Origin of the sequence: Sphingomonas hankookensis (assembly GCF_022664465.1) — a bacterium.
GTDB classification, from domain to species: domain Bacteria; phylum Pseudomonadota; class Alphaproteobacteria; order Sphingomonadales; family Sphingomonadaceae; genus Sphingomonas; species Sphingomonas hankookensis.
Genome location: NZ_JAKREV010000003.1, coordinates 1 through 24,532, shown reverse-complemented (window position 1 = coordinate 24,532; position 24,532 = coordinate 1). Strand labels below are relative to the sequence as shown.

28 protein-coding genes, 1 tRNA gene and 1 riboswitch are annotated in these 24,532 nt (G+C 68.7%); of the genes, 21 read left to right on the top strand and 8 right to left on the bottom strand.

Features of this window, described 5'->3' with window-relative positions; translation table 11 throughout:
- The first annotated feature begins 39 nt into the window (after positions 1–39).
- The gene (locus tag MF610_RS09475; protein WP_242195458.1) at positions 40–921 is read left to right on the top strand and encodes an NmrA family NAD(P)-binding protein; all 882 of its coding nucleotides are present in this window, start codon (positions 40–42) and stop codon (positions 919–921) included.
- A gap of 87 nt (positions 922–1,008) precedes the next feature.
- Here MF610_RS09475 and cobU read toward each other — a convergent pair whose 3' ends face one another.
- A complete protein-coding gene (gene cobU / locus MF610_RS09470; protein WP_242195455.1) occupies positions 1,009–1,530 on the bottom strand; it encodes a bifunctional adenosylcobinamide kinase/adenosylcobinamide-phosphate guanylyltransferase in 522 nt (173 codons plus the stop codon).
- A 25-nt stretch (positions 1,531–1,555) separates the two neighbouring features.
- Positions 1,556–1,756: riboswitch (cobalamin riboswitch) on the top strand.
- Positions 1,757–1,894: 138 nt separating this feature from the next.
- Between cobU and MF610_RS09465 the strand changes: the two genes are divergently transcribed.
- Genes MF610_RS09465 through MF610_RS09415 form a run of 11 tightly spaced genes read left to right on the top strand, consistent with a single transcriptional unit; the run spans position 1,895 to position 12,530 of the window.
- Positions 1,895–3,823 (top strand): TonB-dependent receptor plug domain-containing protein, encoded by a 1,929-nt coding sequence (locus MF610_RS09465; protein WP_242195452.1) that lies wholly within the window; start codon positions 1,895–1,897, stop codon positions 3,821–3,823.
- The gene (locus tag MF610_RS09460) at positions 3,823–4,782 is read left to right on the top strand and encodes an aminotransferase class I/II-fold pyridoxal phosphate-dependent enzyme (RefSeq protein WP_242195449.1); all 960 of its coding nucleotides are present in this window, start codon (positions 3,823–3,825) and stop codon (positions 4,780–4,782) included. The genes MF610_RS09465 and MF610_RS09460 overlap by 1 nt, the downstream gene beginning before the upstream one ends.
- Complete coding sequence (gene cobO / locus MF610_RS09455; protein WP_242195447.1) at positions 4,779–5,390, top strand: cob(I)yrinic acid a,c-diamide adenosyltransferase; 612 nt, start codon at positions 4,779–4,781, stop codon at positions 5,388–5,390. Before MF610_RS09460 ends, cobO begins: the two co-directional genes overlap by 4 nt.
- Positions 5,387–6,193 carry an ABC transporter substrate-binding protein gene (locus MF610_RS09450; RefSeq protein ID WP_242195444.1) on the top strand — a complete coding sequence of 269 codons (807 nt, stop codon included), beginning with the start codon at positions 5,387–5,389 and terminating at the stop codon, positions 6,191–6,193. Before cobO ends, MF610_RS09450 begins: the two co-directional genes overlap by 4 nt.
- Positions 6,190–7,152 (top strand): FecCD family ABC transporter permease, encoded by a 963-nt coding sequence (locus MF610_RS09445; protein WP_242195441.1) that lies wholly within the window; start codon positions 6,190–6,192, stop codon positions 7,150–7,152. Before MF610_RS09450 ends, MF610_RS09445 begins: the two co-directional genes overlap by 4 nt.
- Entirely contained in the window at positions 7,149–7,919 is a 771-nt protein-coding gene (locus MF610_RS09440) for an ABC transporter ATP-binding protein (RefSeq protein ID WP_242195437.1), read from the top strand. Before MF610_RS09445 ends, MF610_RS09440 begins: the two co-directional genes overlap by 4 nt.
- Entirely contained in the window at positions 7,919–8,788 is an 870-nt protein-coding gene (gene cbiB / locus MF610_RS09435; protein ID WP_242196517.1) for an adenosylcobinamide-phosphate synthase CbiB, read from the top strand. The genes MF610_RS09440 and cbiB overlap by 1 nt, the downstream gene beginning before the upstream one ends.
- Positions 8,776–10,233 carry a cobyric acid synthase gene (locus MF610_RS09430; RefSeq protein ID WP_242195433.1) on the top strand — a complete coding sequence of 486 codons (1,458 nt, stop codon included), beginning with the start codon at positions 8,776–8,778 and terminating at the stop codon, positions 10,231–10,233. Before cbiB ends, MF610_RS09430 begins: the two co-directional genes overlap by 13 nt.
- The gene (gene cobT, locus MF610_RS09425) at positions 10,230–11,234 is read left to right on the top strand and encodes a nicotinate-nucleotide--dimethylbenzimidazole phosphoribosyltransferase (protein WP_242195430.1); all 1,005 of its coding nucleotides are present in this window, start codon (positions 10,230–10,232) and stop codon (positions 11,232–11,234) included. The genes MF610_RS09430 and cobT overlap by 4 nt, the downstream gene beginning before the upstream one ends.
- On the top strand, positions 11,224–11,991 hold the full coding sequence (locus tag MF610_RS09420; protein WP_242195428.1) for an adenosylcobinamide-GDP ribazoletransferase: 768 nt from the start codon (positions 11,224–11,226) through the stop codon (positions 11,989–11,991). Before cobT ends, MF610_RS09420 begins: the two co-directional genes overlap by 11 nt.
- A complete protein-coding gene (locus MF610_RS09415) occupies positions 11,988–12,530 on the top strand; it encodes a histidine phosphatase family protein (RefSeq protein WP_242195425.1) in 543 nt (180 codons plus the stop codon). Before MF610_RS09420 ends, MF610_RS09415 begins: the two co-directional genes overlap by 4 nt.
- Here the strand turns inward: MF610_RS09415 and MF610_RS09410 are convergent.
- Positions 12,515–13,357: a glycoside hydrolase family 16 protein gene (locus tag MF610_RS09410; protein ID WP_242195422.1), complete on the bottom strand. Its 843-nt coding sequence runs from the start codon at positions 13,355–13,357 to the stop codon at positions 12,515–12,517. The genes MF610_RS09415 and MF610_RS09410 overlap by 16 nt on opposite strands.
- Positions 13,358–13,487: 130 nt before the next feature.
- On the opposite strand from MF610_RS09410, the gene MF610_RS09405 reads away from it, so the two are divergent.
- Positions 13,488–14,198 (top strand): dienelactone hydrolase family protein, encoded by a 711-nt coding sequence (locus MF610_RS09405; RefSeq protein ID WP_242195419.1) that lies wholly within the window; start codon positions 13,488–13,490, stop codon positions 14,196–14,198.
- A gap of 55 nt (positions 14,199–14,253) precedes the next feature.
- The gene (gene msrB / locus MF610_RS09400; protein WP_242195417.1) at positions 14,254–14,697 is read left to right on the top strand and encodes a peptide-methionine (R)-S-oxide reductase MsrB; all 444 of its coding nucleotides are present in this window, start codon (positions 14,254–14,256) and stop codon (positions 14,695–14,697) included.
- Positions 14,698–14,839: 142 nt separating this feature from the next.
- Here the strand turns inward: msrB and lldD are convergent, their stop codons facing one another.
- Together lldD and MF610_RS09390 are read right to left on the bottom strand one after the other, a co-directional pair.
- The gene (lldD, locus tag MF610_RS09395) at positions 14,840–15,988 is read right to left on the bottom strand and encodes an FMN-dependent L-lactate dehydrogenase LldD (protein ID WP_242195414.1); all 1,149 of its coding nucleotides are present in this window, start codon (positions 15,986–15,988) and stop codon (positions 14,840–14,842) included.
- Between the two features lie 345 nt (positions 15,989–16,333).
- Positions 16,334–16,408, bottom strand: a tRNA-Thr gene (locus MF610_RS09390).
- 112 nt (positions 16,409–16,520) lie between these two features.
- On the opposite strand from MF610_RS09390, the gene MF610_RS09385 reads away from it, so the two are divergent.
- From MF610_RS09385 to MF610_RS09355, 7 genes are all read left to right on the top strand, one after another.
- Entirely contained in the window at positions 16,521–16,658 is a 138-nt protein-coding gene (locus MF610_RS09385) for a hypothetical protein (RefSeq protein ID WP_242195411.1), read from the top strand.
- A gap of 72 nt (positions 16,659–16,730) precedes the next feature.
- Positions 16,731–17,699, top strand: a complete 969-nt coding sequence (locus MF610_RS09380; RefSeq protein ID WP_242195407.1) for a glycoside hydrolase family 5 protein — start codon at positions 16,731–16,733, stop codon at positions 17,697–17,699.
- 86 nt (positions 17,700–17,785) lie between these two features.
- Positions 17,786–18,496 (top strand): alpha/beta hydrolase, encoded by a 711-nt coding sequence (locus MF610_RS09375; RefSeq protein ID WP_242195405.1) that lies wholly within the window; start codon positions 17,786–17,788, stop codon positions 18,494–18,496.
- Entirely contained in the window at positions 18,496–19,245 is a 750-nt protein-coding gene (locus MF610_RS09370; RefSeq protein WP_242195402.1) for a tetratricopeptide repeat protein, read from the top strand. The genes MF610_RS09375 and MF610_RS09370 overlap by 1 nt, the downstream gene beginning before the upstream one ends.
- Positions 19,246–19,306: 61 nt before the next feature.
- Entirely contained in the window at positions 19,307–19,726 is a 420-nt protein-coding gene (locus MF610_RS09365; RefSeq protein ID WP_242195399.1) for a VOC family protein, read from the top strand.
- A complete protein-coding gene (gene gloB / locus MF610_RS09360) occupies positions 19,726–20,445 on the top strand; it encodes a hydroxyacylglutathione hydrolase (RefSeq protein WP_277924022.1) in 720 nt (239 codons plus the stop codon). Before MF610_RS09365 ends, gloB begins: the two co-directional genes overlap by 1 nt.
- A 19-nt stretch (positions 20,446–20,464) precedes the next feature.
- A complete protein-coding gene (locus MF610_RS09355) occupies positions 20,465–20,860 on the top strand; it encodes a hypothetical protein (RefSeq protein ID WP_242195390.1) in 396 nt (131 codons plus the stop codon).
- 187 nt (positions 20,861–21,047) lie between these two features.
- Here MF610_RS09355 and hslU read toward each other — a convergent pair whose 3' ends face one another.
- The 4 genes from hslU to MF610_RS09335 all read right to left on the bottom strand — a co-directional run bounded on the left by hslU (position 21,048) and on the right by MF610_RS09335 (position 24,081).
- The gene (gene hslU / locus MF610_RS09350) at positions 21,048–22,343 is read right to left on the bottom strand and encodes an ATP-dependent protease ATPase subunit HslU (RefSeq protein ID WP_242195387.1); all 1,296 of its coding nucleotides are present in this window, start codon (positions 22,341–22,343) and stop codon (positions 21,048–21,050) included.
- A 10-nt stretch (positions 22,344–22,353) separates the two neighbouring features.
- On the bottom strand, positions 22,354–22,905 hold the full coding sequence (gene hslV, locus MF610_RS09345; RefSeq protein WP_242195384.1) for an ATP-dependent protease subunit HslV: 552 nt from the start codon (positions 22,903–22,905) through the stop codon (positions 22,354–22,356).
- 187 nt (positions 22,906–23,092) lie between these two features.
- Positions 23,093–23,500 (bottom strand): holin family protein, encoded by a 408-nt coding sequence (locus MF610_RS09340; RefSeq protein ID WP_056457201.1) that lies wholly within the window; start codon positions 23,498–23,500, stop codon positions 23,093–23,095.
- Positions 23,501–23,541: 41 nt separating this feature from the next.
- Positions 23,542–24,081, bottom strand: a complete 540-nt coding sequence (locus MF610_RS09335) for a glycoside hydrolase family 108 protein (protein ID WP_242195381.1) — start codon at positions 24,079–24,081, stop codon at positions 23,542–23,544.
- Between the last annotated feature and the right edge of the window lie 451 nt (positions 24,082–24,532).

Genomic DNA, 24,532 nt, shown 5'->3' with positions numbered 1-24,532 from the left:
TGTCGGCGGTTCGCCGGGGACGGGCTACGGGGAACGAACATGGACACGATCATCGTCGCGGGCGCCACCGGTGACCTCGGCACCCGCATTGCCACGGCCGCGATCGCGCGCGGGGCGAAGGTGCGTGCGCTGGTCCGGCTGGGCACGGCGCGCGACCGGATCGCCACGCTGGAGGCGATCGGCGCCGATCCGTGGGCGGTCGATTTCGACGATGCGCAGGCGCTGGCGCATGCGTGTCGCGGGGTGGTGTGCGTGGTGTCGGCGCTGAACGGGCTGGGCGAGACGATCTTGGGTACGCAGACCAAGCTGCTCGATGCGGCGCTGGGTGGCGGGGCGGCACGGTTCATTCCATCGGATTTTTCGATCGACTATCGCGCGCTGCCGACCGGCACCAACCGCAATTTCGACCTGCGCCGCGCGTTCCGTACCCGGATCGATACTGCGCCGATCATGGCGACGTCGATCTTCAACGGTGCCTTTGCCGACATGCTGAACGGCGAGATGCCGCTGATCCAGCGGCGGGTGCGGCGGGTGCTCTATTGGGGCAGCGCCGATACCAGATTCGCGCTGACGACCAAGGACGATGTCGCATCCTATACCGCCGCGGCCGCGCTCGATCCCGCCGCGCCGCGCAACCTGCATATCGCTGGCGCCGAGGTCAGCGCGCGCGATCTGGCGGCGCTGATGGGCGAGGTGACGGGCAGGCCCTATGGCCTGATCCGTGCCGGGTCGCTCGCCACGCTGGCGCGGATGATCGGGGTGACGCGGCGGCTGTTTCCGGCGAAGGATCAAGTGTTCCCGGCATGGCAGGGGATGCAGTATCTCCACAATATGTTCGACGGGCGGGCGCCGAGCGCACCGGTGGATAATGCGCGGTATGACGTGGCGTGGACCGATTTGCGGGACGTGCTGGCGGGCTGACGCGATCGTATCCCCGCGCAGGCGGGGATCCAGGGTTGCCAAGCGTGCCGTTCGCGGCTCTGGACCCCCGCCTGCGCGGGGGTACGTTCAGATGCTGGCGGTCGGATCGAACCGTTCCAATGGCAATACCATCCCCGCCACCACGAACCACGTCCGATCGACCGCCGCCGCCACTGCCTGATTGAGCCGACCCGCCTCGTCGCGAAATGCGCGGCCGAGCGGGTGGTCGGGGACGATGCCCAGCCCCACCTCGTTGCTGACCAGCATCAGCGGATGCGTCGCGGCACCGATCGCGGCGATCAGTTCGGCGTTGCAGCGCGCCACGTCATGCCCGCCCAACATCACGTTGGTTAGCCATAGCGTCAGGCAGTCGACCAGTACCGGCCCGTCCACCGTCCGGATCGTCTGCGCGAGGTCGAGCGGACATTCGACCGTGTGCCATCCCGGCCCACGATCGGCGCGGTGGCACGCGATGCGGTCGGTCATCTCGTCGTCCCAGCCTTGCGCGGTCGCGACATAGGTCCATGGCCGCGGCAGCGCTTCCATCGCGCGCTGCGCCAGCCGGCTCTTGCCCGAACGGGCGCCCCCTGTGAACAAACTCGTCGCCATCTTGCCCTTCGCCTTGGCACGCTCTAAGGGCGCGATCGCGACAGGTTCCCAGAAATGGGATGAAAAGGGAACCCGGAAGCGCGCCTTGGGCGCGTCATCCGGGGCTGCCCCCGCAACTGTGACCGGCGAGTCCTGCTCCCACGTGTGCCACTGGATGCAAATCCGGGAAGGCCGGGCAGGGCGATGACCCGCGAGCCAGGAGACCTGCCCGTCGCGGTTGTCCTTCGCGCGGACGGGGTGTGCCGGGCGATCGAGGGTTTCCTCGCGTGACGACGTCGTTTGGGGGTCGTGCGCGTGGGGGACATCCGTCCGCCGCCGCGTGTCGTGCGTACCCCCTTGTTGGATGCCAAGGGGGGATACCCGAATGAAGACCCGTTTCCTGTTGCTGCCGTGCCTGTTGGCGGCAACCCCGAGCTTTGCGCAGAGCGCGCAGTCGACCGCCGGCCTCGAACGCGTGGCGGATACCGACGACGAGATCGTCGTCACCGCCAACCGCGAAGCGCGCCCGGTCGATACCGTCGGCCAGGCGGTCACCGTGCTCGACACCGCCACCATCGAACAGCGTCAGGCGGTGGTCGTGTCCGACCTGCTGCGCCAGACGCCGGGCGTGACCGTCACCCGCAACGGCGGCCCCGGTACCAACACCAGCGTCAACATCCGCGGCGCTGACAGCGACCAGACCGTGGCGCTGATCGACGGCGTGAAGCTGAACGATCCGTCGTCGCCGGGCGGCGGGTTCAATTTCGGCAATTTGCTGATCGGCAACATCGCGCGCATCGAAGTGCTGCGCGGCGCGCAGTCGGTGCTATGGGGTAGCCAGGCGATCGGCGGCGTCGTCAACCTGATCACCCGCCAGCCGACCGAGGACCTTGCGATCAACGCCCGTGCCGAGGGCGGGTCGTTCGGCACCGGACAGGCCTTCGCCAACGTGTCGGGCAAGGCCGGGCCGGTTTCAGCGAGCATCGGCGGCGGCTATTTCACCACCGACGGCATCTCGGCCTATGCGCCGGGTCGCGAGAAGGATGGGTATCGCAACTATGGCGCGAACGGCAGCGTCGCGGTGGCGCTGGCGGACAATGTGTCGGTCGATGTGCGCGGCTTCTATGCGAACGGCCGGACCGAGATCGATGGCTTCCCGGCGCCCAGCTTCACCTTCGGCGATACGCGCGAATATGGCGATTCGGAGCAGTGGACCGGCTATACCGGCCTGAACGCCGCGCTGTTCGACGGGCGCTTCCGCAACCGCATCGGCTATGCCCATACCCAGAGCAACCGGACCAACACCGACCCGGACGGTACGCCCACCGAAACCTTCCGGGGCAAGGGGCGCAACGACCGCATCGACTATCAGGGATCGTTCGACCTGACCGAGGCGGTGTTCGCGACCTTCGGCGTCGAGCGTGAGGTGTCGCGCTTCACCACCGCCAGCTTCGGCGGTCCGGCGACGACGGGTCGTGCGCGGCTGCTGGGCGTGTACGGCCAGCTGGCGGTGACGCCGATCGAGAATCTGACGCTGACCGGTGGCGTACGCCACGACGACCACAACATCTTTGGCGGCGCGACGGTGTTTTCCGGCAGCGGCGTGTGGTCGCCCAATCGCGGCAACACCGTGCTGCGCGCCAGCTATTCCGAAGGGTTCAAGGCGCCGACGCTGTACCAGTTGCAAAGCGAATATGGGAACCAGCTGCTAACCCCCGAACGCTCGAAGGGCTGGGATGCCGGCATCACCCAGCGTGGCCTGGGCGGCGCGGTGGAGGCCAGCGCGACGTGGTTCGACCGCACGTCGAAGGACCTGATCGTGTTCGTGTCGTGCCCGGCGAACGGCACCGGCATCTGCGCGGGACGCCCGTTCGGCACCTATGACAATATCCAGCGCGCCGAGGCCAAGGGGCTGGAATTCGCGCTGCGCCTGCGCCCGGTCGAGGCGTTCACCGTCGCGGCCGCCTATACCTGGCTGGAGGCGGAGAATCGGTCGGTCGGCACGACCAATTTCGGGCGCAAGCTGCCGCGGCGGCCGTCGGACAGCCTGACGGTCAATGCCGATTACCGCTTCGGCTTCGGTCTGGCGACCGGCGCGACGGTGACGATGGTCGGCGACAGTTTCGACAATGCATCGAACGCCCGCCGGCTGGACGGCTATGTCCTGACCGACCTGCGCGCGTCGTTCCCGGTGACCGAGCGGGTCGAGGTCTATGGTCGCGTCGAGAACCTGTTCGACGAACGCTACCAGACGATCTTCCAGTACGGGACGCCCGGCCGTGCCGCCTATGGCGGCGTGCGCGTGCGCTACTGATGGACGACCTCGCCGAATTCTGCGCGCATGGGGGGCGGGTCGTCGCCGCCGCGCGCGCGTTCGGCGGGGACGACTGGATCGACCTGTCCACGGGAATCGCGCCATGGCCGTATGACCATGGCGGACACGACCTCGGCTTCGATCGCCTGCCCGAGCCCGGCGAACTGGCCGAACTGGAAGCGGCGGCGGCGCGGGCGTTCGGGGTGGTCGATCCGGCGCGGGTCGTGGCGGTGCCGGGCACCGACCTCGCGCTCAGGCTGCTGGCGATGATCCTGCCGGCCGAGCGCCCGGCGGTGGTGCGGCCGGGCTATGCCGGCCATGCCGCGGCGTGGGGGCAGGCGCGCAGTGTTGCCGCCCACACCGATCCGGGCGATGCCGACCTGCTGGTGCTGGCGAACCCGGCCAATCCCGACGGGCGGGTGACGCCGGCGGACCAGCTGCGCGCACTGGCGCAGCGGATGACGGTGGTCGTCGACGAAGCCTATGCCGATCCCGCCCCGGGCCTTGCCGCAGAGGCGTCGGATCGGCTGGTCGTGCTGCGGTCGTTCGGCAAATTCCACGGCCTGCCGGGCGTGCGGCTGGGCTTCGTGATCGCCGGCGCGCGGGTGACAGGGGCGTTGCGGCATCTGCTCGGCGACTGGCCGGTGTCGTCCGCGGCGGTGGCGATCGGGTCCGCCGCCTATGCCGACCGGGCGTGGATCGCGGAACAGGCCGAACGGATCGATACGGTCGGCACGCTGCTCGATCTCGCGCTCACCGACCTCGACACGATCGGTCATGCGCCGCTGTTCCGGCTGGTGCGGACACGGCACGCGCATCGCCTGTTCCGTCATCTGTGCCGCCATGCCATCCTGACCCGGCCGTTCGCCGACCGGCCCGACCGGTTGCGGATCGGCCTGCCGCGCGACGGCGCGGCGCTCGCCCGCCTGACCACTGCCCTGATGGAGGTTGATCGATGACCGAGACGCCCGACGACCATGCCCGCCACAATGCCCGGATGCAGCGCATGGCGGCGGCGCGCGAAAAGATGCAGGCGCGGCGCACGCTCGAACGCGGGCTGCTGATCGTCCATACCGGCAACGGCAAGGGCAAGTCGTCGAGCGCGTTCGGCATGGCGATCCGCAGCATCGGCTGGGGGATGCGCGTAGCGATCCTTCAGTATGTGAAGGGCAAGTGGGAGACGGGCGAGCGCAACTTCTTCGACGCGCATCCCGACCTCGCCAGTTTCGAGGTGATGGGCGAAGGCTTTACGTGGGAGACGAAGGACCGCGCACAGGACATCGCCGCCGCGCAGGCCGCATGGGAACGGTCGAAGGAAATGATCCTCGACCCCGCGATCGATTTCGTGATCCTCGACGAGTTGAACATCGTGCTGCGCGACGACACCCTGCCGATCGCGGAGATCGTCGCGTTCCTGAACGACCGCCCGCTGACCAAGCATATCTGCATCACCGGGCGCAATGCGAAGCCCGAATTGCTGGCGATCGCCGATCTGGTGACCGAGTTCGGCGAGGTGAAGCATCCTTATCATGCCGGGTTCAAGGCGCAGAAGGGCGTCGAATATTGATCCGCGCCCTTGCCCTGCTGGTCGCGGCGCCATGGCTGGTGTCGACCGCGCCGCGTGCGCCGCGGATCGTGTCGATCAACCCGTGCGTCGATGCGGTGCTGCGCCATGTCGCCGATCCGGCGCAGATCGTCGGCATCAGCCATTATTCGCAGGATGTGCGGGCGACCTCGGTGCCGCTCAGCTGGTCCAGCCGGTTCAAGGCGACGTCGGGCACGGCGGAGGAAGTGGTGGCTCTACGCCCCGATATCGTGCTGGCGGGACCGCATGTCGAACCGGCGACGATCGCCGCGCTGAAACGGCTGAAGATCGCGCTGGTGCAGTATCCGGTGGCGGAATCGGTGCCCGAGAGCCTGGAACAAGTCCGCGCCATCGCCGCCGCCGCCGGCCATGCCGATCGCGGCAGGGCGCTGGCCGACCGGATCGCGGCGGCGGCGGTGCCCGTGCGGGGCAAGCCGGTCGCGGCGCTGGTGTGGCAGGGCGGCGGGCTGGTGCCGGGAAGCGGCACGCTGACCGACGACCTGCTGAAACGCGCAGGGTTTCGCAACATGAGCGCGACATACGGGCTGAAGCAATGGGACGTGCTGCCGCTCGAATATCTCGTCGCCGATCCGCCGCGCGTGCTGCTTTCGACCGCGCCGGAAGGTGTGCAGGACGACCGGATGACCGGGCACCCGGCGCTGCGACGGCTCCGGCAGCATATCACCGTCGCGCCGTACCCGACGCGGCTGATGAACTGTGGCGGGCCGACGATCATCGCGGCGATGGCGCGGTTGCGACAGGTACGTGAGGGACTGGGGACATGAAGCGGCTGACCATCGGCCTGATCGTCGCGCTCCTGCTGGCGGCCTGCCTGTCGGTCGCGGCGGGCAAGGTGTGGGTCCCGCTCGACGCATGGACGGTTGAAGATCCGCGTTCCATCATCATCGTCGAACTGCGCCTGCCGCGCACCGTGCTGGCGATGCTGGTCGGCGCGGCGCTGGGGCTGTCGGGAGCGGTGATGCAGGGGTATCTGCGCAACCCGCTGGCCGATCCGGGGCTGTTCGGCGTGTCGTCGGGCGCGGCGTTCGGCGCGGTGCTGGCGCTGTATTTCGGCTATGCCGCTCAGCTGTGGCTGTTGCCCGGCTTCGCGCTGACCGGGGCGGGGATTGCGATGGCGCTGCTGGCGCTGATCGCCGGGCGGTCGGGCAGCCTGATCCTGTTCACGCTGGGCGGCATGATCCTGACCAGTATCGCCGGATCGCTGACCGCACTGGCCATCAGCCTCGCGCCGACGCCGTTCGTGTCGTCGCAGATCGTGGTGTGGCTGATGGGCGCGCTGACCGATCGCAGCTGGGACGATGTGAAGGTCGCCGCGCCGTTGATCGGGATCGGCATGGCGCTGCTGGCGATGACCGCGCGGTCGCTCGACGCGCTGACGCTGGGTGAGGCGGCGGCGCGATCGATGGGGGTCGATCCGGTGCGGCTGCAACGGCTGGTGATCGCCGGCATCGCGCTGACGGTCGGTGCTTCGGTCGCATCGGCCGGGATCATCGGGTTCGTCGGGCTGATGGTGCCGCATTTGGTGCGGCCGCTGGCGGGCAACCGGCCCTCGGCGATCCTGCTGCCTTCGGCCTTGGGTGGCGCAGTGCTGCTGACGATGGCCGACAGCCTCGTTCGGCTGGCCCCGACGGTCAGCGAATTGCGGCTGGGCATCGCCATGTCGATGCTCGGCGGGCCGTTCTTCCTCTACCTGCTCCTCGCGATGCGCCGGAGGCTGGCATGACCGATCTGGTGGCCGATGCGGTGCGCCTGACGCTGGGCGGGCGGCGCGTGCTGGACGACGTGTCGTTTGCGTTCCGGCCCGGACGGGTGACCGCGCTGCTGGGCGCGAACGGTGCCGGCAAGTCGAGCCTGCTAGCCTGCCTCGCCGCGCTGCGACGGCCCGATCGCGGCGCGGTGCGGCTGGGCGGCACCGATGTGCAGGCGCTCGACCGGTGGGTGCGCGCGCGGGCGATCGGGTTGCTGCCACAGGCCGCCGACGTGCACTGGGACATCGACGTCCAGACCTTGGTCGGGTTGGGCCGGTTCGCGCATCGCGGGCGATGGGGTGAGAGCCAGGCGGACCGCGATGCGGTGGCGGCGGCGCTGGCGGCGACCGACATGACCGGGTTCGCGACGCGCGGGGTCGAGCGGCTGTCGGGCGGCGAGCGTGGCCGGGCGCTGCTGGCGCGGGTGCTGGCGGGCGAGCCCGACTGGCTGCTGGCCGACGAACCGCTCGCCAGCCTCGACCCCGCGCACCAGCTCGACGTGCTGGCACGGTTGCGGGGGGTCGCGGGCAGCGGACGGGGCGTGGTGCTGGTGCTGCACGACCTGCATCTGGCGGCGCGGGTCGCCGACGATGCGGTGCTGCTGAAGGACGGGCGCGTCGTCGCGTCGGGCGCGGCGGACGATGTGCTGACCGCGCCGGCGATCGCCGAGGCGTATGGCATCGACGTCGAGATCGGGCGCACGCCACAGGGGCATCGCTACATCCTGCCGGTCGCGCGGTGATCGCGCTGGCGGCGCTGATCGTCGAAGCGGCGTTCGGCTATCCGCGGCGGTGGTGGCATCCGGTGATGGGCGTCGGGGTGCTGATCGATCGGTTCGAGGCGCGCTGGAACCGGCGACGGCGGTTGGAGGGTGTGGCGCTGGTCGTGTTGCTGGTCGCGCTGTCGGTCGCGTTGGGGCTGGCGATCGAACGGCTGGGGACGGTGGTGTCGGTGCTGGTCGCGACGACCGGGCTCGCGCAGCGCAGCCTCAACGATCATGTCGCCGCGGTGGCGCAGCCGCTGGCGGCGGGCGACCTGCCGGCGGCACGCGCTGCGGTGGCGATGATCGTCGGGCGCGATACCGACCGGCTGAACGATGCGGGGGTGGCGACGGCGGCGATCGAGAGTTTGGCGGAGAGCTTCTGCGACGGGGTGGTGGCACCGGCGATCGGTCTCCTGCTGTTCGGGCTGCCCGGGCTGTTCGCGGTGAAGACGATCAACACCGCCGATTCGATGGTCGGACACCGCACGCCGGAACTGCGGGCGTTCGGCTGGGCGTCGGCGAAAGCCGACGACGTGGTGAACTTCGTGCCGGCGCGCATCGCCGGCGCGCTGGTGGCGATCGCCGGGCGGGGCGGTTGGCGCACGATGTGGCGCGACGCCCCCGGCCACGCTTCCCCCAATGGTGGCTGGCCCGAAGCGGCAATGGCGGGGGCGCTGGGGCGGCGGCTGGGCGGGCCGGTCAGCTATGATGGCAAGGTAGCGGCGCGTGCCGTGCTGGGCGACGGCCCACGCCCGGATGCGCGCGACCTGATGGCGGCGTTGCGCATCTATCGCACCGCCTGCCTGTTGCTGTGGTTGCTGATCGGGGGATTCGCATGGGTGCGGTGATGATCCAGGGGACGGGATCGGACGTCGGCAAGTCGGTGCTGGTCGCAGGCCTCTGCCGGCTGCTCACGAACCGCGGGATGACGGTGCGGCCGTTCAAGGCGCAGAACATGTCGAACAACGCCGCGGTCTGTGCCGATGGTGGCGAGATCGGCCGGGCGCAGGCGTTGCAGGCGATGGCGTGTCGCGTCGCGCCGACGACAGACATGAACCCCGTGCTGTTGAAACCGCAGAGCGACCGCACGTCGCAGCTGGTCGTCGGAGGACGGGTGGCAGGCACGATGGCGGCGGGCGATTATCGGCGGCGGCGGCCCGAGCTGCTGGACGCCGTACTGTCCGCCTATCACCGACTGGCGCGCGGCGCGGATATCGTGGTGGTCGAGGGCGCTGGGTCGCCCGCCGAGATCAACCTGCGCGCCGGCGACATCGCCAATATGGGCTTTGCCCGGGCGGCGCGGGTGCCGGTGGTGCTGGCGGGCGATATCGATCGCGGCGGGGTGATTGCGGCGCTGGTGGGGACGCAGGCGGTGATCGACCCGGCCGACGCGGCGATGATCCGCGGTTTCCTGGTCAACAAGTTTCGCGGTGATCCGACGCTGTTCGACGATGGTCGGACGGAGATCGCCCGGCGGACCGGATGGCGCGATATCGGGTTGGTACCGTGGCTGGCCGATGCCGCGCTGTTGCCGGCCGAGGATGCGGTGGCGCTGGGGCGCGGGGTTGTTGGCGGCGAGGGGCCGCTGATCGCGGTGCCGATGTTGTCGCGCATCGCCAATTTCGACGATTTCGATGCGCTCGCGCATGATCCCGGTGTGCGGCTGGCCATGGTGCCACCTGGCCAGCCACTGCCGGGCGATGCCGCGCTGGTCATCCTGCCGGGGACCAAGGCGACGATCGCCGACCTCGCCTTCTTCCGTGCACAGGGGTGGGACATCGACCTGGCCGGCCATGTCCGGCGCGGGGGTCAGGTATTGGGGATTTGCGGCGGGTATCAGATGCTCGGCACCCATATCGCCGACCCGAACGGGATCGAGGGACCGGCGGGGAGCGCCGCCGGGCTGGGGCTGCTCCCGGTTGAAACGGTGATCGCGCGGGCCAAGACGACGCGGCCGGTGCTGGGGACGCTGGCGGGTGGGGCGACCTTTGCCGGGTATGAGATTCATGCCGGGGTGACCGAAGTGGCACCCGATACGCCGCCGCTGCTGCGCTTCGCCGACGGGACGCACGATGGCGCTACCGCACGCGACGGGCAGATCGGCGGTTGCTATGTCCATGGCCTGTTCGACGGGGCGGATGCGCGCGCGGCGCTGCTGGCGCGGATCGGCGGGACCGCCGACCCGCTCGACCGGCGCGAGCGGATCGACGCCGCGCTCGACGGGGTGGCGCGGGCGTTGGAGGCGGCGCTCGATATCGATGCGCTGCTGGCGATTGCGGGAGAAGCGGTTTGATCGACGAGATACGCGCGCATCTGGACGCGCTGGCGAAACCGCGCGGGGCGATGGGGCGGCTGGAGGCGCTGGCGACCGAGCTGGCGCTGACGCAAAGGCGGGTGGATGCACGGACCGCGCCGCGCCGCGCGGTGCTGTTTGCCGGCGACCATGGCTGTGTCGGCGAGGGGGTATCGGCTTGGCCGTCCGAAGTGACGCAGATGATGGTCGCGACGATCCTGTCGGGTCAGGCGACGAGCAATGCGCTGGCCGCCGCTGCCGATTGTCCGCTCCGGCTGGTCGATGTCGGGATGATGGGGCCGCGCGTTGTGGGGGGCAGTTTCTTTAGTGATGCGCGGGTCAGTGATGGCAGCGCGCCGCTGGGGCAGGCGCCGGCGCTCACGCGCGCGCAGTTCGATGCGGCATGGGCCGTCGGTGCCAGCGAAGCCGATGCCGCGATCGATGCGGGAGCGGTGCTGTTGATCGCGGGGGAGATGGGGATCGGCAATACGACGCCCGCCGCGTGCCTGACCGTACTGCTCGCCGGGATCGATCCGGACGCCGCGGTCGGACGGGGTGCGGGGGCGGACGATGGCGTGCTGGCGACCAAGCGCGCGGTCGTCGCGGCGGCGTGTGCGCGGGCAGCGGCCGAACCGGACCTGCGCCACGCCATCGCCGGGGTTGCGGGATATGAGATTGCGGCGATGGCGGGCTTCTATGCGGCCGGGGCTGCGCGCGGTGCCACGTTGCTGCTCGACGGCTATGTCGCGACCGCCGCCGCACTGATCGCGCAGGCGTTGGCGCCGGGCAGCGTACAGGCGATGATCGCGGCGCACCGCTCGGCCGAGCCGGGGCATGGCGCGGCGCTGGCGGCGCTGGGGCTGACGCCGCTGCTCGATTGGGAGATGCGGCTGGGCGAGGGGAGCGGGGCGCTGGTGGCACTGCCGCTGCTCGACGCGGCGGCGGCGCTGCTGAACGACGTCGTGCGCCTTGATGCGATCGGGGCGGACCGTGCCGATTGAGACGCCGCGCTGGGTACCGCCGCTGCTGGCGGTCCAGTTCCTTACCCGGGTGCCGGTGCCGATCCTCGCGCGGTTGAGCGCGGATCAGGCGGCGGACGGGCTGGCGCGGGCGCTGGCGTGGTTGCCGCCGGTCGGGTCGCTGATCGGGGCGGTAACTGCGTTCGTGTTCGTGGGCGCGCAGGCGTTCTGGCCGGTGTGGGTCGCGGCGGTGCTGGCGCTGATGGTCGAGGCGCTGTTGACCGGAGCGTTCCACGAGGATGCCGTCGCCGATTTCTGCGACGCGTTCGGCGGGACGGTCAGCGGCGAGCGGGCGCTGGCGATCATGAAGGACAGCCGGATCGGCAGCTATGGCACGCTGGGGCTGGGCTTGGTCGTGCTGTTGCGGGTGGCGGCGATGGTGGCGCTGCCGCCGTTGCTGGCGAGTGCCGCGATCATCGGCGCGGCGACGGTCGGGCGACTATGCGCGGTGACGCTGGCGGCGATCGTGGCGTCGGTCGGGCAGGGATCGGCGGCGCGGGCCGGGCGGATGCCGCCGAGGCGGCTGGCGATGGCGATGCTGCTTGCGTTGCCGGGGATGGCGCCGATCGCATGGCTGCGGCCCGGTGCGACGCTTGCCGCGTTGCTGGCGATGGCGGGGCTGCTGTGGTGGCTGCGGCGCTTCGTGTTGCGGCGGATCGGGGGGAGTACCGGCGACTGTCTCGGCTTTGCCGCGGCGATGGGACAATTGGCGCTGTTGCTGGCGGTCGCGGCGCGGTGAGCGTCCTGCTGCTGCGCCACCCGCCGGTCGCGGCGGCGTGGAAGGGGCGCTGCTATGGCCGGTCGGACATGGGGTGGAACCGCGCGGGCTGGGCGATGGCACGCCGGATCGTGGGCGAGATCGCGCCGGTCGATGCGGTCGTCCATTCGGGGGCGATCCGCACGCGGCGACTGGCCGAATGGATCGGCGCGGCGCAGGGGGTGCCGGTGATCGCCGACCCCCGTTGGCTGGAACGCGACTTCGCCGCGTGGGAGGGGCGGTCGTGGGACGCGATCTGGCGGGACAGCGGCGCGGCGATGGATGGAATGATGACCGATCCGGAAACCTATCGTCCCGGCGGCGGGGAGACCGGACGCGACCTTGCCGATCGGGTGCAGGCGGCGTGGGGCGCGCTGCCTGTCGCCACGACCGTGCTGGTGGTCGCGCATGGCGGGCCGATCGCGACGCTACGCGCGCTGCAGGCCGGTGCACCGCTTGCCCAAGCGGTCGACTTCATTCCCGCCTGCGGAGAGTTTGTGACGCTTCAGCGCTGCCAGTAGCGGACGTAGTCGACCTGCATCGATTGCGGGAATTTGCTGTCGTCGATGCCCATCTTGCCGCCCCAGTCACCACCGACGGCGACGTTCATGATCAGGTTGAACGGCTTGTCGAACGGCCATGCCGCCTGCCCGCCGGGCTGATCGTTGGCGACGCGCATATAGCCGCGCCCGTCAACGCCGATGGTAATCGCCTGGGGGCTCCAGTCGAGCTGGTAGTTGTGCCATTCGCCGCACGCCGTCGGCAGCTTCATCGACCCGCCGCGCTGCGTTCCCTTGGCGTGGTTGAACGCCGAACTGTGCAGTGTTGCGTGGACCTGCCCGGGGTCGAAGCCGACCAGTTCGAGGATATCGATCTCCCCGCCTGCGGGCCAGCCCCCGGTGGGCGGGACCATCCACAATGCCGGCCAGATACCGCGCCCGCACGGCAGCTTCGCGCGGATGTCGTAGAAGCCGTATCCCATCGCTTTTGTCGAAACGATCCGGGCGGAGGTATAGGCCTGCCCGCCCGAATCCGCGCCCTTGGGTTTCTCGCGCCGCGCCTCGATCACCAGCGCGCCTTTTTCGACGCGGGCATTGGCGGGAGTGTTGGCGGGCGAATAATATTGCCGTTCGTTGTTGTACCACCCGTCGCGGTTGCGACTGGTGTCGAAGCGCCAGTTCGCCGGATCGATCGTCTTGCCCGAAAACTCGTCGGCGAAGGTCGGTTTCGTCGCTGGCGGCGCGATCGCCACGTTGACCGACTGGTTGCTGGCGCCCAGCGTCGGCTTGTCCTGCGCCGGTGCCGCCGCGCTCAGGCCGAGGGTCACGGCCGCCCATAGCATACGCATCGATCAAGCTCCTATAATTGCGGCCGCATGCCGGTGCTTCGCGCCATATCGTACGGAGGGGACCTGTCCTCGCGCAACCCCTGTCGATACGCGACGTTCAAGGCGCAACTTTTCGGATCGGAGCAGACGCATGACGGTGGAACAGTTCGACTATCGCGATGGCGATACGGTGTTGCAGGCCGGGGTGGCATTTCCGGCTGATGCGTCCAAGGCGCCGGCTGTGCTGATCGCGCATCAATGGGCCGGGCGCGGCGACGCCGAACACAAGACGGCCGGGCGGCTGGCCGAACTCGGCTATGTCGGCATTGCGATCGATATGTTCGGCAAGGATGTGAAGGGCGACCCGTCGGGCGACAACACCCACCTGATCAACCCGCTGCTGTCGGATCGCGCCGCGTTGTTGCAGCGGATGCAGGCAGGCGTCGCGTTCGCCGCCACGCTCGACCGGGTCGATGCATCGCGGATCGCGGCGATCGGCTATTGCTTCGGCGGGTTGTGCGTCCTTGACCTCGCGCGCGGCGGGGCGGACGGGGTGCTGGGCGTGGTCAGCCTGCACGGGATGCTCGACGGCAACGACCTGGGTCAGGACGGCGCGATCGCGGCGAAGGTGCTAGTCGAACATGGCTGGCGCGATCCGATGGCCGCGCCGGACAAGGTGCTGGCCTTTGCCGACGAAATGGGCGGGCGCGACGCCGACTGGCAGCTCCACGCGCATGGTCGGGCGATGCACGCCTTCACCAACCCGCATGCCGCCGCGCCCGAAAAGGGCATGGCGTACGACGCCGATGCCGATCGCCGGTCGTGGGAATCGACCACGGCGTTCCTTGCCGAACTGTTCTGATCCGGTTGCCGGGCGGGTGCCCGCGCACCATCTATCGGGCAACGAAGGAAGCACCATGACCGACTATCGCAAGACCGACGAGGCGATCGCCCGCCTGACCCCCGAGCAATTCTATGTGACGCAGGAAAGCGGTACCGAGCGCCCCGGCACCGGCGAATATCTGAACGAGAAGCGCGCCGGCATCTATGTCGACATCGTGTCGGGCGAACCGCTGTTCGCATCGGCCGACAAGTTCGATTCGCATTGCGGCTGGCCAAGCTTCACCAAGCCGATCGAGCCGGCCAACGTCGCCGAACTGCGTGACGTGACGCACGGCATGGTCCGCACCGAAGTGCGTTCGGCGGGCGGCGACAGCCATCTGGGGCATGTCTTTCCGGATGGGCCGCGCGACCGGGGTGGCCTGCGCTACTGCATCAATTCGGCGGCGCTACGCTTCGTCCCGCGCGAGGCAATGGCGGACGAAGGGTATGGGGCGTATCTCGACCAGGTCGAGGGGTAGGCGTGGGCGATCTTGCTCTACTCGCATTCCCTTGACCAGAATTGTCACTCCAGCGCAGGCTGGGGTTTCCTCGTGGCGAGCGCCGCGCTTCGCAACAGGGAGACCCTAGCCTGCGCTGGGGTGACGATCGTGGGGTATGTGGTCAGAGCGCCACATCGCCCCGCACCAACGCCGACCGGTCGATCTCCGCGATACTGCGCACGCCGGTCAGCGCCATCGCGACGCGCATCTCCGCCTCGAACAGCGACAACAGCTTCGTCACCCCGGCCTCGCCGCCCGCGGCCAGCGCGTAGATGAACGCGCGGCCGATGAGCGTCGCATCCGCCCCCAGCGCCAGCATCCGCACTACGTCCAGACCCGAACGGATGCCGGAATCGACGAGGATCCTGATCTGGCCCTTCACCTTGTCGGCGATGGGGGGCAGCGCGCGGACGGTCGACAGCACGCCATCGAGCTGTCGCCCGCCATGGTTCGACACGACGATCCCGTCGGCGCCGAAGCGCACCGCATCCTGCGCATCGTCGGGGTCGAGAATGCCCTTGATGACGATCGAGCCCTTCCACATGTCGCGAATCCATTCGAGGTCGCGCCACGCGATCGACGGATCGAAATTCGCGCCCAGCCAGCCGATATAATCCTCCAGCTTCGTCGGCGTACCGCGATAGGTGGAGATGTTGCCCAGATCGTGGGGTCGCCCGTGCAACCCGACGTCCCACGCCCAGCGCGGATGCGTTGCCGCCTGCACCATCCGCCGGAACGCGGCGTTCGGCCCCGACATGCCCGAATGGGCGTCGCGATAGCGCGCGCCCGGCACCGGCATGTCGACGGTGAAGACCAATGTCGTCACCCCCGCCGCCTGCGCCCGTTCCAGCGCGTCGCGCATGAACCCGCGATCCTTCAATACATAGAGCTGGAACCAGATCGGTGCGCTCGACGCGTCCTGCACTTCCTTGATCGCGCAGACCGACACGGTCGACAGGGTGAAGGGGACGCCCTTCACCGCCGCCGCCCGCGCCGCCTGCACTTCGCCCCGCCGCGCATACATGCCGGTCAGCCCGACCGGGGCCAGCACCACCGGCATCGCCAGCTTCGTGCCGAACAATTCGGTGTCGAGCGTCAGGTCGGCGACATCGCGCAGCACGCGCTGGCGCAATTCAACCTGCGACAGGTCCGACACATTGTGGCGCAGCGTATGTTCGGCATAGGCGCCGCCGTCGATATAATGGAACAGGAACGGCGGCAGCCGCCGCCGGGCGGCTTCGCGAAAATCGGTGGTCGCAGCAATTATCATGGGCGGCGGACTCGGCGTGGGCGGTGGGACGGCGCGGACCGGTACGATCCGGTCGTTCCGACGCTGCGCAGCCGACGATATCACGCCCGCGCGCGCCGTTCGACCGCGATCGAACGGCCATGCCGGTTCGACTGTTCGTCCTATATATCGGAACGCTGTCCCAAATTCCAGTCGAAGCTTGCGACGACGATCGGATATTACGTCGCGAAGTCAGGATGTCGTGCCGCGCGACGCCATCGATCGCATCGCTCAGGGAATCTCAGGATAGATCGAATGTGCGCGATCGCGAGCCGCTGCTCGCTTCATGCGACCTCGGCGGGGCCGCGCTCCGTCAGGCGGAAAAAATGGTGCTGCCGGTGAGGATTGAACTCACGACCTCAGCCTTACCAAGGATGCGCTCTACCACTGAGCTACGGCAGCACTCCGAGCCAGGGGGAAGCCCCTCGGCGGCGGGAGGGGCCTATGTGCAGGCATTGGGGGGGATGTCAAGCGACCGTTGCCAGATTGCAGGCGAAAAGCGTAGAAAGCGGCCATGAGCGATGCGGAACGCAAGGCACGGCTGGCACAAGCGCTGCGGCAGAATTTACGCCGTCGCAAGGGGCAGGCGCGCGGCGAACCGGGCGGCGAGGCGGCGGCGGTCGGGCAGGAGGTCGAGCCGCCGCAGGACTGACGGTTCGGGCGGTGGTTGACACCGTTGACACGGACGATCACCTTCCCGCTCAAGTGTTGCGGGAGAGGTGGAATGCGTCGCTGGTGGCTGCTGCTGGTAGCGTTGTTGCTGGGACCGGTCGCGTGGGCCGCGCCGCCCGCACCGGCGGGATCGCCGGTGGCGGCGCATGGTCGACTGGCGGTAAAGGGCAACCGCGTCGTCGATGCGCAGGGACAACCCTATGCGGTGCACGGCATGTCGCTGTTCTGGAGCCAGTGGCAGCCGCGCTATTACGACCCGGCGACCGTTGCGTGGCTGGTCAGCGACTGGCGGGTGAGCGCCGTCCGCGCGGCGATCGGCGCGCAGCAGGGTGGCTATGACACGCAGCCCGAGGCGGAGACGAAGCGCGCCGAGACGGTGATCGACGCGGCGATCGCGCAGGGCATCTATGTCGTGGTAGACTGGCACGCGCATCAGCCGCGCGCCGACGACGCCGTCCGCTTCTTCAGCCATATCGCGACCAAATATCGCGGCGTGCCGAACCTGATCTACGAAACCTATAACGAACCGCTGCCCGAACATGGCTGGGCGACCGTGCTGAAACCCTATCATGCCAGGGTGATCGGCGCGATCCGGGCGATCGACCCGGATGCGTTCGTGGTCGCCGGCACGCGCAGCTGGTCGCAGGACGTCGACGAGGTGGCGGCCGATCCGCTGCCCTTCGCCAACGTCGCCTATACGCTGCACTTCTATGCCGCGACGCATAAGGCCGAGCTGCGGGCGAAGGCGGACCGGGCGATGCAGCGCGGCATCGCGCTGTTCGTCACCGAATATGGCACCACCGCCGCCAATGGCGACGCCCCGATCGACGCGAAGGAGACGCAGACCTGGTGGGACTGGTGCGCGAAGAACGGCATCAGCACTCTGAACTGGTCGGTCGCGAACAAGGATGAAGCATCGGCGGTCCTGAAACCGACGACGCAGGCGCTGTCGGGTTGGGCTGAGGGCGACCTGACCGAGTCGGGTCGGCTGGTACGGGCGCATCTGCGGGCGGCGCGGTAGGGCCACGATCTGCTCCCCTCCCTTGCAGGGAGGGGAGTCAGTAGCCTCCCTATCCCTTCGGCGAGGAGCATGGCATGGATCGGCCCATGACCGACTCCCGCCCGCTCGCCTATCGCCATACCCCCGGCACCGGCCCGACCATCCTGTTCCTGCCGGGCTATGCGTCGGACATGAGCGGCACCAAGGCGCTGGCGATCGAGGCATGGGCGCGTGAGGCGGGCCGGGCATTCGTGCGCTTCGACTATGCGGGGTGTGGCGAGAGCCCCGGCGCGTTCGAGGAGCAGACGCTGGCCGGCTGGGTCGACGATGCGCTGGCGATGATCGACCATGCGATCGAGGGGCCGGTGGTGCCGGTCGGGTCGTCGATGGGCGGGTGGATCGCGTTGCTGGCGGCACGCGCGCGGCCCGATCGGATCGCCGGGCTGGTTGGTATTGCACCCGCGCCCGACTTCACCGACTGGGGCTTTTCGCAGGCCGAGAAGATGGCGCTGCTGACCGAGGGGCGGATCGAGCGACCGTCACCCTATGCCGACACGCCAACGGTGTTCACCCGCGCCTTCTGGTCGTCGGGGGAGGCGAACCGGGTGATGCACAGCGAACTGCCGATCGACGTGCCGGTGCGGCTACTGCAGGGGCAGCGCGACGCCGAAGTGCCGTGGGAGCGCACCGTCCACCTCGCCTCGCGCCTGCGTTCAGCCGATGTGCAGACTATTCTGGTCAAGGATGGCGACCATCGCCTGTCGCGTGACGGCGACATCGCGCTGATCCTGCGCGCCATCGAGGATGTTCTGGGCTGATGCTGTTTCCGCTGTTCCTTGCGCTCCAGGCCGCCACCGGGCCGCAACTGCCCGCCGGTGCCACGCCGGAGGCAAAGTACGACGCATGCGTCGATGCGGCGACGACTGCGCCCGAACAGGCGGAGAGGATCGCCGGGCAGTGGCGGCTGGTCGGCGGCGGGTTTCTGGCGCGGCAGTGCCTCGGCATGAGCTATGCCACACGCCAGCGTTGGACCGCGGCCGCCGAGGCGTTCGAAAAGGCGGCGCGCGAGGCGGAGATGGCGAAGGACGCCCGCGCCGCGAACTATTGGGCGCAGGCGGGCAATGCCCGGCTGGCCGATGGCGATACGATCGCGGCGGGCACCGCGCTGGATGCGGCGCTGGCGAGCGGATCGCTGACCGGGCTGGCGCGCGGCGAGGCGCAGCTCGACCGGGCGCGGGTGCGGGTGGCCGGTGGCGACCTGTCCGGCGCGCGCGGCGACCTCGACCGCGCTTTGAAAGACGCGCCGGCGGACCCGCTGGCATGGCTGTTGTCGGCGACGCTGGCGCGACGGACGGGCGATTTGGCGCGGGCGAAGGCGGATATTGCCGAGGCGGTGCGCCGCTCGCCCGACGATGCGTCGGTCCAACTGGAGGCGGGCAACATCGCCGGCTTGTCGGGCGATACCAAGGCGGCCCGCATCGCGTTCGAGGCGGTGCAACGCCTGTCCCCGGACAGCGTGCAGGCCAAGGCTGCCGCGGCGGCGCTCGACACGCTGCCGCCGGCCTGATGGCGGTTGCGGCGGACCCCGGCGGACCCGATATGCCGGGTCAATGTTTAGGGAGCCGTCGATGACCCGCTATCTCCACACCATGATCCGGGTGTCCGACCCGGACGCGACCATCGCCTTTTTCGACATGCTGGGCCTGAAGCAGGTCCGGCGGATGGATAACGAACAAGGCCGCTTCACGCTGATCTTCCTCGCCGCGCCGGGGCAGGAGGGTGTGGCCGAGGTCGAGCTGACCCATAACTGGGACCCTGAACCCTATGCCGGCGGGCGCAATTTCGGGCATCTGGCGTTCCGGGTCGACGATATCTACGCCACCTGTCAGCGATTGCTGGACGCAGGCGTGACGATCAACCGCCCGCCGCGCGATGGGCATATGGCGTTCGTGAAGACGCCCGACGGCATCTCGATCGAGCTGTTGCAAGATGGGTCGCTGGACCCGGCCGAACCCTGGGCGTCGATGCCGAACACGGGGACGTGGTGATGGAGATCGTCCAGATCCCGGTCCTGTCGGACAATTATGCCTGGCTGCTGCACGACGAGGCGAGCGGCGAGACGGTCGCGATCGATCCGGGCGCGGCGCAGCCGGTGCTAGACGCCGCTGCGGAACGGAGCTGGACGATCACCGCGATCTGGAACACCCATTGGCACCCCGACCATGTCGGCGGCAATGCAGCGATCAAGGCGGCGACCGGGGCCAAGGTGACCGGGCCGGAGGCGGAGCGCGGCAAGATCGCCGACATGGACAATGGCGTGGGTGAAGGGGCGATGCTGTCGATCGGCGATGCGCAGGCGACCGTATGGGCGGTGCCGGGCCATACCGCCGGCCATGTCGCGTTCCATTTTGCCGACGACGCCGTGCTGTTCAGCGGCGACACGTTGTTCGCCATGGGCTGCGGCCGGCTGTTCGAAGGGACGGCGGCGGAGATGTACGGCAATATGCAGCGCTATGCCGAGCTGCCGACCGACACGCGGGTCTATTGCGGGCACGAATATACGCTGTCGAACGGTCGCTATGCTCTGTCCGCCGAGCCGGACAATGCGGCGATCGTCGAGCGGATGGCGGCGGTCGAGGCGCTCCGCGAAAAGGGCGAGCCGACCGTGCCGACCACGATCGGCGCGGAGCTGGCGACCAATCCGTTCCTGCGCGCCGGTTCGGCGGACGAACTGGCGCGGCACCGCGCGGCGAAGGATGCGTTCTGATCGGCAGAGGAGAAGCGCAATGAGGCGAATGGCATGGACGGCGGCGCTGTTGCTGGGCGCATGCGCGACCCCGCAGCAGATTGCGGAGACGCAGGCGAAAGGCGATGCCGAGCTTGCGAAGACGCTGGAAGGGCGCGTGGCGGGCAAGCCCGAAAACTGCATTCCGACGGGCTTCATCGACGGACCGCAGGTGGTGGGCGATTCGCTGATCTATCGCCAGACCGGCAAGCGGCTGTGGCGGACCCAGGTGCGCGACCGCTGCCCGTTCCTGCGCGACGACCAGATCGTGGTGTCGATCCTGTACGGGGCGCAGGTGTGCCGCAACGACCGGTTCCGGCTGGTCGATCGCGGGTCGCCGATCGCGTCGGCGGACTGCACGTTCGGGGCGTTCGTGCCGTATGATAAGGTGGGGTGAGGCTTAATTGGCTCCTCCCCCCCTCCCGTTTGGTTCGAGCTTGTCGAGAACGGGGTGGCCCAAATGAGCGCGTTCTCGACTGACGCTTCTCGACAAGCTCGAAGCTGCTCGAACCGAACGGATGGGGGGCAGAGTAGGTGTCCAAACCACCCCCGTTCAGTTCGAGCTTGTCGAGAACCCCTTCCCCTTACAACACGTAGCGGCTGAGGTCCGTATTCCGCGCAATGCTCGCCAGCTGCTTCTCCACATAGGCGGCATCGATCGTCACCGCGCTGCCCTTCCGGTCCTCGGCATCGAAGCTGACTTCCTCCAGCAGCTTTTCCATCACCGTTTGCAATCGCCGCGCGCCGATATTCTCGATCTCGGCATTCACCTCTGCTGCAATGCGGGCGATGGCGGCGATGCCGTCGTCGGTGAAGGTCACCTCGACCGATTCGGTGCCGAGCAGCGCGCGATACTGGGCGGGGAGCGATGCCTTGGTATCCGACAGGATCGCGATGAAGTCCGCCTCGGTCAGGCCCTTCAGCTCGACCCGGATCGGCAGGCGCCCCTGTAGTTCGGGCAGCAGGTCGCTGGGCTTGGCGACATGGAACGCACCCGAGGCGATGAAGAGGACATGGTCGGTCTTCATCGGGCCGTACTTCGTGGCGACGGTCGTGCCCTCGATCAGCGGCAGCAGGTCGCGCTGCACGCCTTCGCGGCTGACGCTGCCGCCGCGCACGTCGCTGACCGCGATCTTGTCGATCTCGTCGAGGAAGACGATGCCGTTCGCCTCGGCATCAGCGAGCGCGGCGCGGCTGACCTCATCCTGGTCGAGGCGCTTGTCGGCCTCTTCCTCGACCAGCTTGTCCCACGCGGCGCGGACGGTCAGCTTGCGGCGCTTCTGCTGGCCACCGCCGAACGCCTTGCCCATCATTTCGGACAGGTTGATCATCTGCGGCGCGGCGCCGGGGATTTCGAACGGCATCTGCGGGGCGGCGTCGAGTTCGATCTCGACTTCCTTGTCATCCATATGCCCGTCGGCAAAGCGCTGGCGGAACGCCTCGCGCGTCGCCTCGCTGGCGCCCTTGCCGGTCAGCGCGTCGAGCAGGCGGGCCATCGCCGCCTCCTCGGCCTTGTCCTTAACCGCGACGCGGCGGCGTTCGCGTTCCAGCCGGATCGCTTCCTCGACGAGGTCGCGGGCAATCTGTTCGACGTCGCGGCCGACATAGCCGACCTCGGTGAACTTGGTCGCCTCCACCTTCACGAACGGCGCGTCTGCGAGCTTCGCCAGACGGCGGCTGATCTCGGTCTTGCCGCAGCCGGTGGGGCCGATCATCAGGATGTTCTTCGGGGACACCTCGTCACGCAGATCGGGCGCGAGCTGTTGCCGGCGCCAGCGGTTGCGCAGCGCCACCGCGACGGCGCGCTTGGCGTCCTGCTGGCCGATGATGTGCGCGTCCAATGCGGCGACGATCGCCTTCGGAGTCAGATTGTCTTGCATGGAATGTCCGTCAGTTCGCGCTGTCGAGCGCTTCGAGGGTGACGCGATCGTTGGTGTAGACGCAGAGTTCGGCGGCGATGGCCAGCGCCTTGCGCGCGACCTTTTCGGCATCGCCTTCATAGTCGGACAGCGCGCGGGCGGCGGCCAATGCGAAATTGCCGCCCGAGCCGATCGCGGCGATGCCGGCCTCGGGTTCCAGCACGTCGCCATTGCCGGTGATGACCAAAGTCACGTCCTTGTCGGCGACGATCAGCATCGCCTCGAGGTTGCGCAGGAACTTGTCGGTGCGCCAGTCCTTCGCCAGTTCGACCGCGGCGCGCAGCAACTGGCCCTGATGGCGCTCCAGCTTGGCTTCAAGCCGTTCGAACAGGGTGAAGGCGTCGGCGGTGGCGCCGGCGAACCCGGCGATCACCTTGCCATCGCCCAAGGGACGGACTTTCCGCGCATTGGGTTTCATGACCGTCTGTCCGGCCGAAACCTGCCCATCCCCCGCGATCACCACGCGACCGCCGCGACGCACGGATACAATCGTGGTGCCGTGCCACACCGTCTCTTTGCTCATGGGGCGCGATATGGGGAGGGGTGGGAGTTGGACAAGATGGGGTGCAGATCCTCCCCGCTTTGCGGGGAGGGGGACCGTCCGCAGGACGGTGGAGGGGTGCACCGCGAACGCCGTCGGTGCGTTTGGGGCGGTGCCCCTCCACCATCGCCTTCGGCGACGGTCCCCCTCCCCATGGAATGGGGAGGAATTACTTCTCTACCCCCTTTGCCTTCCCCCAAGCGCGGGCGGCGGTGTAGCCGAGATATCCGGTGCCGAAGAGCGCGTACAATTCCTCCGGAATGCCGCGCAGGTATGCGGTCATCCCTCTCGCGATGCCGGCGGCCATGTCGGGTTGCACCGCCGAGATCAGCCCCATGGGGATCGCCCACAGCAGCAGCGCGTACATGACATACAGGAACCCCGGCCTTGCGCGCGAAGTCCAGGGGTCGGTCGATTGTGCCTCCGCGACGATCGCCGAGAGTTGCGCCTTCACCCGGTCGAGATCGGCGGTCGATTCGAGTTTGAGCAGTTCCAGCTTGGCGGCATCGCGGGCCTTGGGATCGGGAATGAGCTTGTCGAGCAGCGCCGCGATCGGCGCGATCAGGGTGTTGAGCATGGGTGTAGTCCTGTCGTGGAAGTTGGCGAAGGTTGTTCGAATCAGGCGGTGCGCCCCGCCAGCCAGCCGTAGAGAAAGGCTTCATTGGCAGGCCGCGTCTCGGCGAGGCGGAGATAGCGTTCGCCCTGCAAGGCATTGATCGCCTTGACCAATACCGTCTCCGCCGCCGGGCCGCGCGTGACGAGCAGCGCGTCGAGCGCGGCGAGGGTTTGCGGGCCGATGTTTGCGTCGACGGTCAGATCGGGCCAGTCGCGCTGTTGCCGGTTGAGCGCGTTCAGCACGCGTTGCAGGAAGGTCGCGGCGACCGCCGGCCCCATGTTGACGCCTGTGTCGAACAGCTCGGCCGCCAGTGTCGGTGCGCGGGTCGCTACCCGGTCGAAGTTCGGGATTTGCCAGTAGCGGCGGCGATAGATGCGTGCGGCCAGCGTGCGGGGCAGGTCGCGCATCGCTTGCGTGTAACCTTCGGCGCGGGCGACGGCCTGGGTGATGCCATAGCGGGTCGCGCCGCCACGGTCGGCGGGGTGGTCGACATAACCGCCCTCGCGGTCGATCACGTCGTCGATCAATTGGGTAACGTCCATTTCCATCCTCCTGTTGCGAAGGGAACGTAACCAGAACGGTTCGTTGTAGGAAAGTTGGATTGCGCAGCCGTCAGGTTGCGCAATCCAACCCCCGCGCAGGCGGGGGTCCAAGGGGTATTATGCGGCGGCGTTGCGTCTTGGGCTCTGGACCCCCGCCTGCGCGGGGGTAGGGGATGCGGTGGGGCCTGCGCCTGTCAGTGACGTATCCGGCCTTAGCCGGGGGACAGGTTGGGATGAGGTCCATACCCAACCCGTTTGGTTCGAGCAGCTTCGAGCTTGTCGAGAAGCGTTCGTCGAGAACGCGTCGTTTGGGGCGCGCCCTTCTCGACTACGGTTCTCGACAGGCTCGAACCTGCGCTCGAAGCGAACGGAGGGGATTGGGGGAGAGGGGAGAGGGGAGAGGGGAGAGGGGAAAGGGGAAAGGTCGGGGCAAACCACCGGCGTTTCCCGA

Bases quoted from the DNA above. Each gene is read 5' to 3' on its own strand.
- MF610_RS09475 (WP_242195458.1), top strand. From the start codon at position 40: ATGGACACGATCATCGTCGCGGGCGCCACCGGTGACCTCGGCACCCGC.
- cobU (WP_242195455.1), bottom strand. From the start codon at position 1,530: ATGGCGACGAGTTTGTTCACAGGGGGCGCCCGTTCGGGCAAGAGCCGG.
- MF610_RS09465 (WP_242195452.1), top strand. From the start codon at position 1,895: ATGAAGACCCGTTTCCTGTTGCTGCCGTGCCTGTTGGCGGCAACCCCG.
- MF610_RS09460 (WP_242195449.1), top strand. From the start codon at position 3,823: ATGGACGACCTCGCCGAATTCTGCGCGCATGGGGGGCGGGTCGTCGCC.
- cobO (WP_242195447.1), top strand. From the start codon at position 4,779: ATGACCGAGACGCCCGACGACCATGCCCGCCACAATGCCCGGATGCAG.
- MF610_RS09445 (WP_242195441.1), top strand. From the start codon at position 6,190: ATGAAGCGGCTGACCATCGGCCTGATCGTCGCGCTCCTGCTGGCGGCC.
- MF610_RS09440 (WP_242195437.1), top strand. From the start codon at position 7,149: ATGACCGATCTGGTGGCCGATGCGGTGCGCCTGACGCTGGGCGGGCGG.
- MF610_RS09430 (WP_242195433.1), top strand. From the start codon at position 8,776: ATGGGTGCGGTGATGATCCAGGGGACGGGATCGGACGTCGGCAAGTCG.
- MF610_RS09410 (WP_242195422.1), bottom strand. From the start codon at position 13,357: ATGCGTATGCTATGGGCGGCCGTGACCCTCGGCCTGAGCGCGGCGGCA.
- MF610_RS09405 (WP_242195419.1), top strand. From the start codon at position 13,488: ATGACGGTGGAACAGTTCGACTATCGCGATGGCGATACGGTGTTGCAG.
- msrB (WP_242195417.1), top strand. From the start codon at position 14,254: ATGACCGACTATCGCAAGACCGACGAGGCGATCGCCCGCCTGACCCCC.
- lldD (WP_242195414.1), bottom strand. From the start codon at position 15,988: ATGATAATTGCTGCGACCACCGATTTTCGCGAAGCCGCCCGGCGGCGG.
- MF610_RS09385 (WP_242195411.1), top strand. From the start codon at position 16,521: ATGAGCGATGCGGAACGCAAGGCACGGCTGGCACAAGCGCTGCGGCAG.
- MF610_RS09380 (WP_242195407.1), top strand. From the start codon at position 16,731: ATGCGTCGCTGGTGGCTGCTGCTGGTAGCGTTGTTGCTGGGACCGGTC.
- MF610_RS09375 (WP_242195405.1), top strand. From the start codon at position 17,786: ATGACCGACTCCCGCCCGCTCGCCTATCGCCATACCCCCGGCACCGGC.
- MF610_RS09370 (WP_242195402.1), top strand. From the start codon at position 18,496: ATGCTGTTTCCGCTGTTCCTTGCGCTCCAGGCCGCCACCGGGCCGCAA.
- MF610_RS09365 (WP_242195399.1), top strand. From the start codon at position 19,307: ATGACCCGCTATCTCCACACCATGATCCGGGTGTCCGACCCGGACGCG.
- gloB (WP_277924022.1), top strand. From the start codon at position 19,726: ATGGAGATCGTCCAGATCCCGGTCCTGTCGGACAATTATGCCTGGCTG.
- MF610_RS09355 (WP_242195390.1), top strand. From the start codon at position 20,465: ATGAGGCGAATGGCATGGACGGCGGCGCTGTTGCTGGGCGCATGCGCG.
- hslU (WP_242195387.1), bottom strand. From the start codon at position 22,343: ATGCAAGACAATCTGACTCCGAAGGCGATCGTCGCCGCATTGGACGCG.
- hslV (WP_242195384.1), bottom strand. From the start codon at position 22,905: ATGAGCAAAGAGACGGTGTGGCACGGCACCACGATTGTATCCGTGCGT.
- MF610_RS09340 (WP_056457201.1), bottom strand. From the start codon at position 23,500: ATGCTCAACACCCTGATCGCGCCGATCGCGGCGCTGCTCGACAAGCTC.
- MF610_RS09335 (WP_242195381.1), bottom strand. From the start codon at position 24,081: ATGGACGTTACCCAATTGATCGACGACGTGATCGACCGCGAGGGCGGT.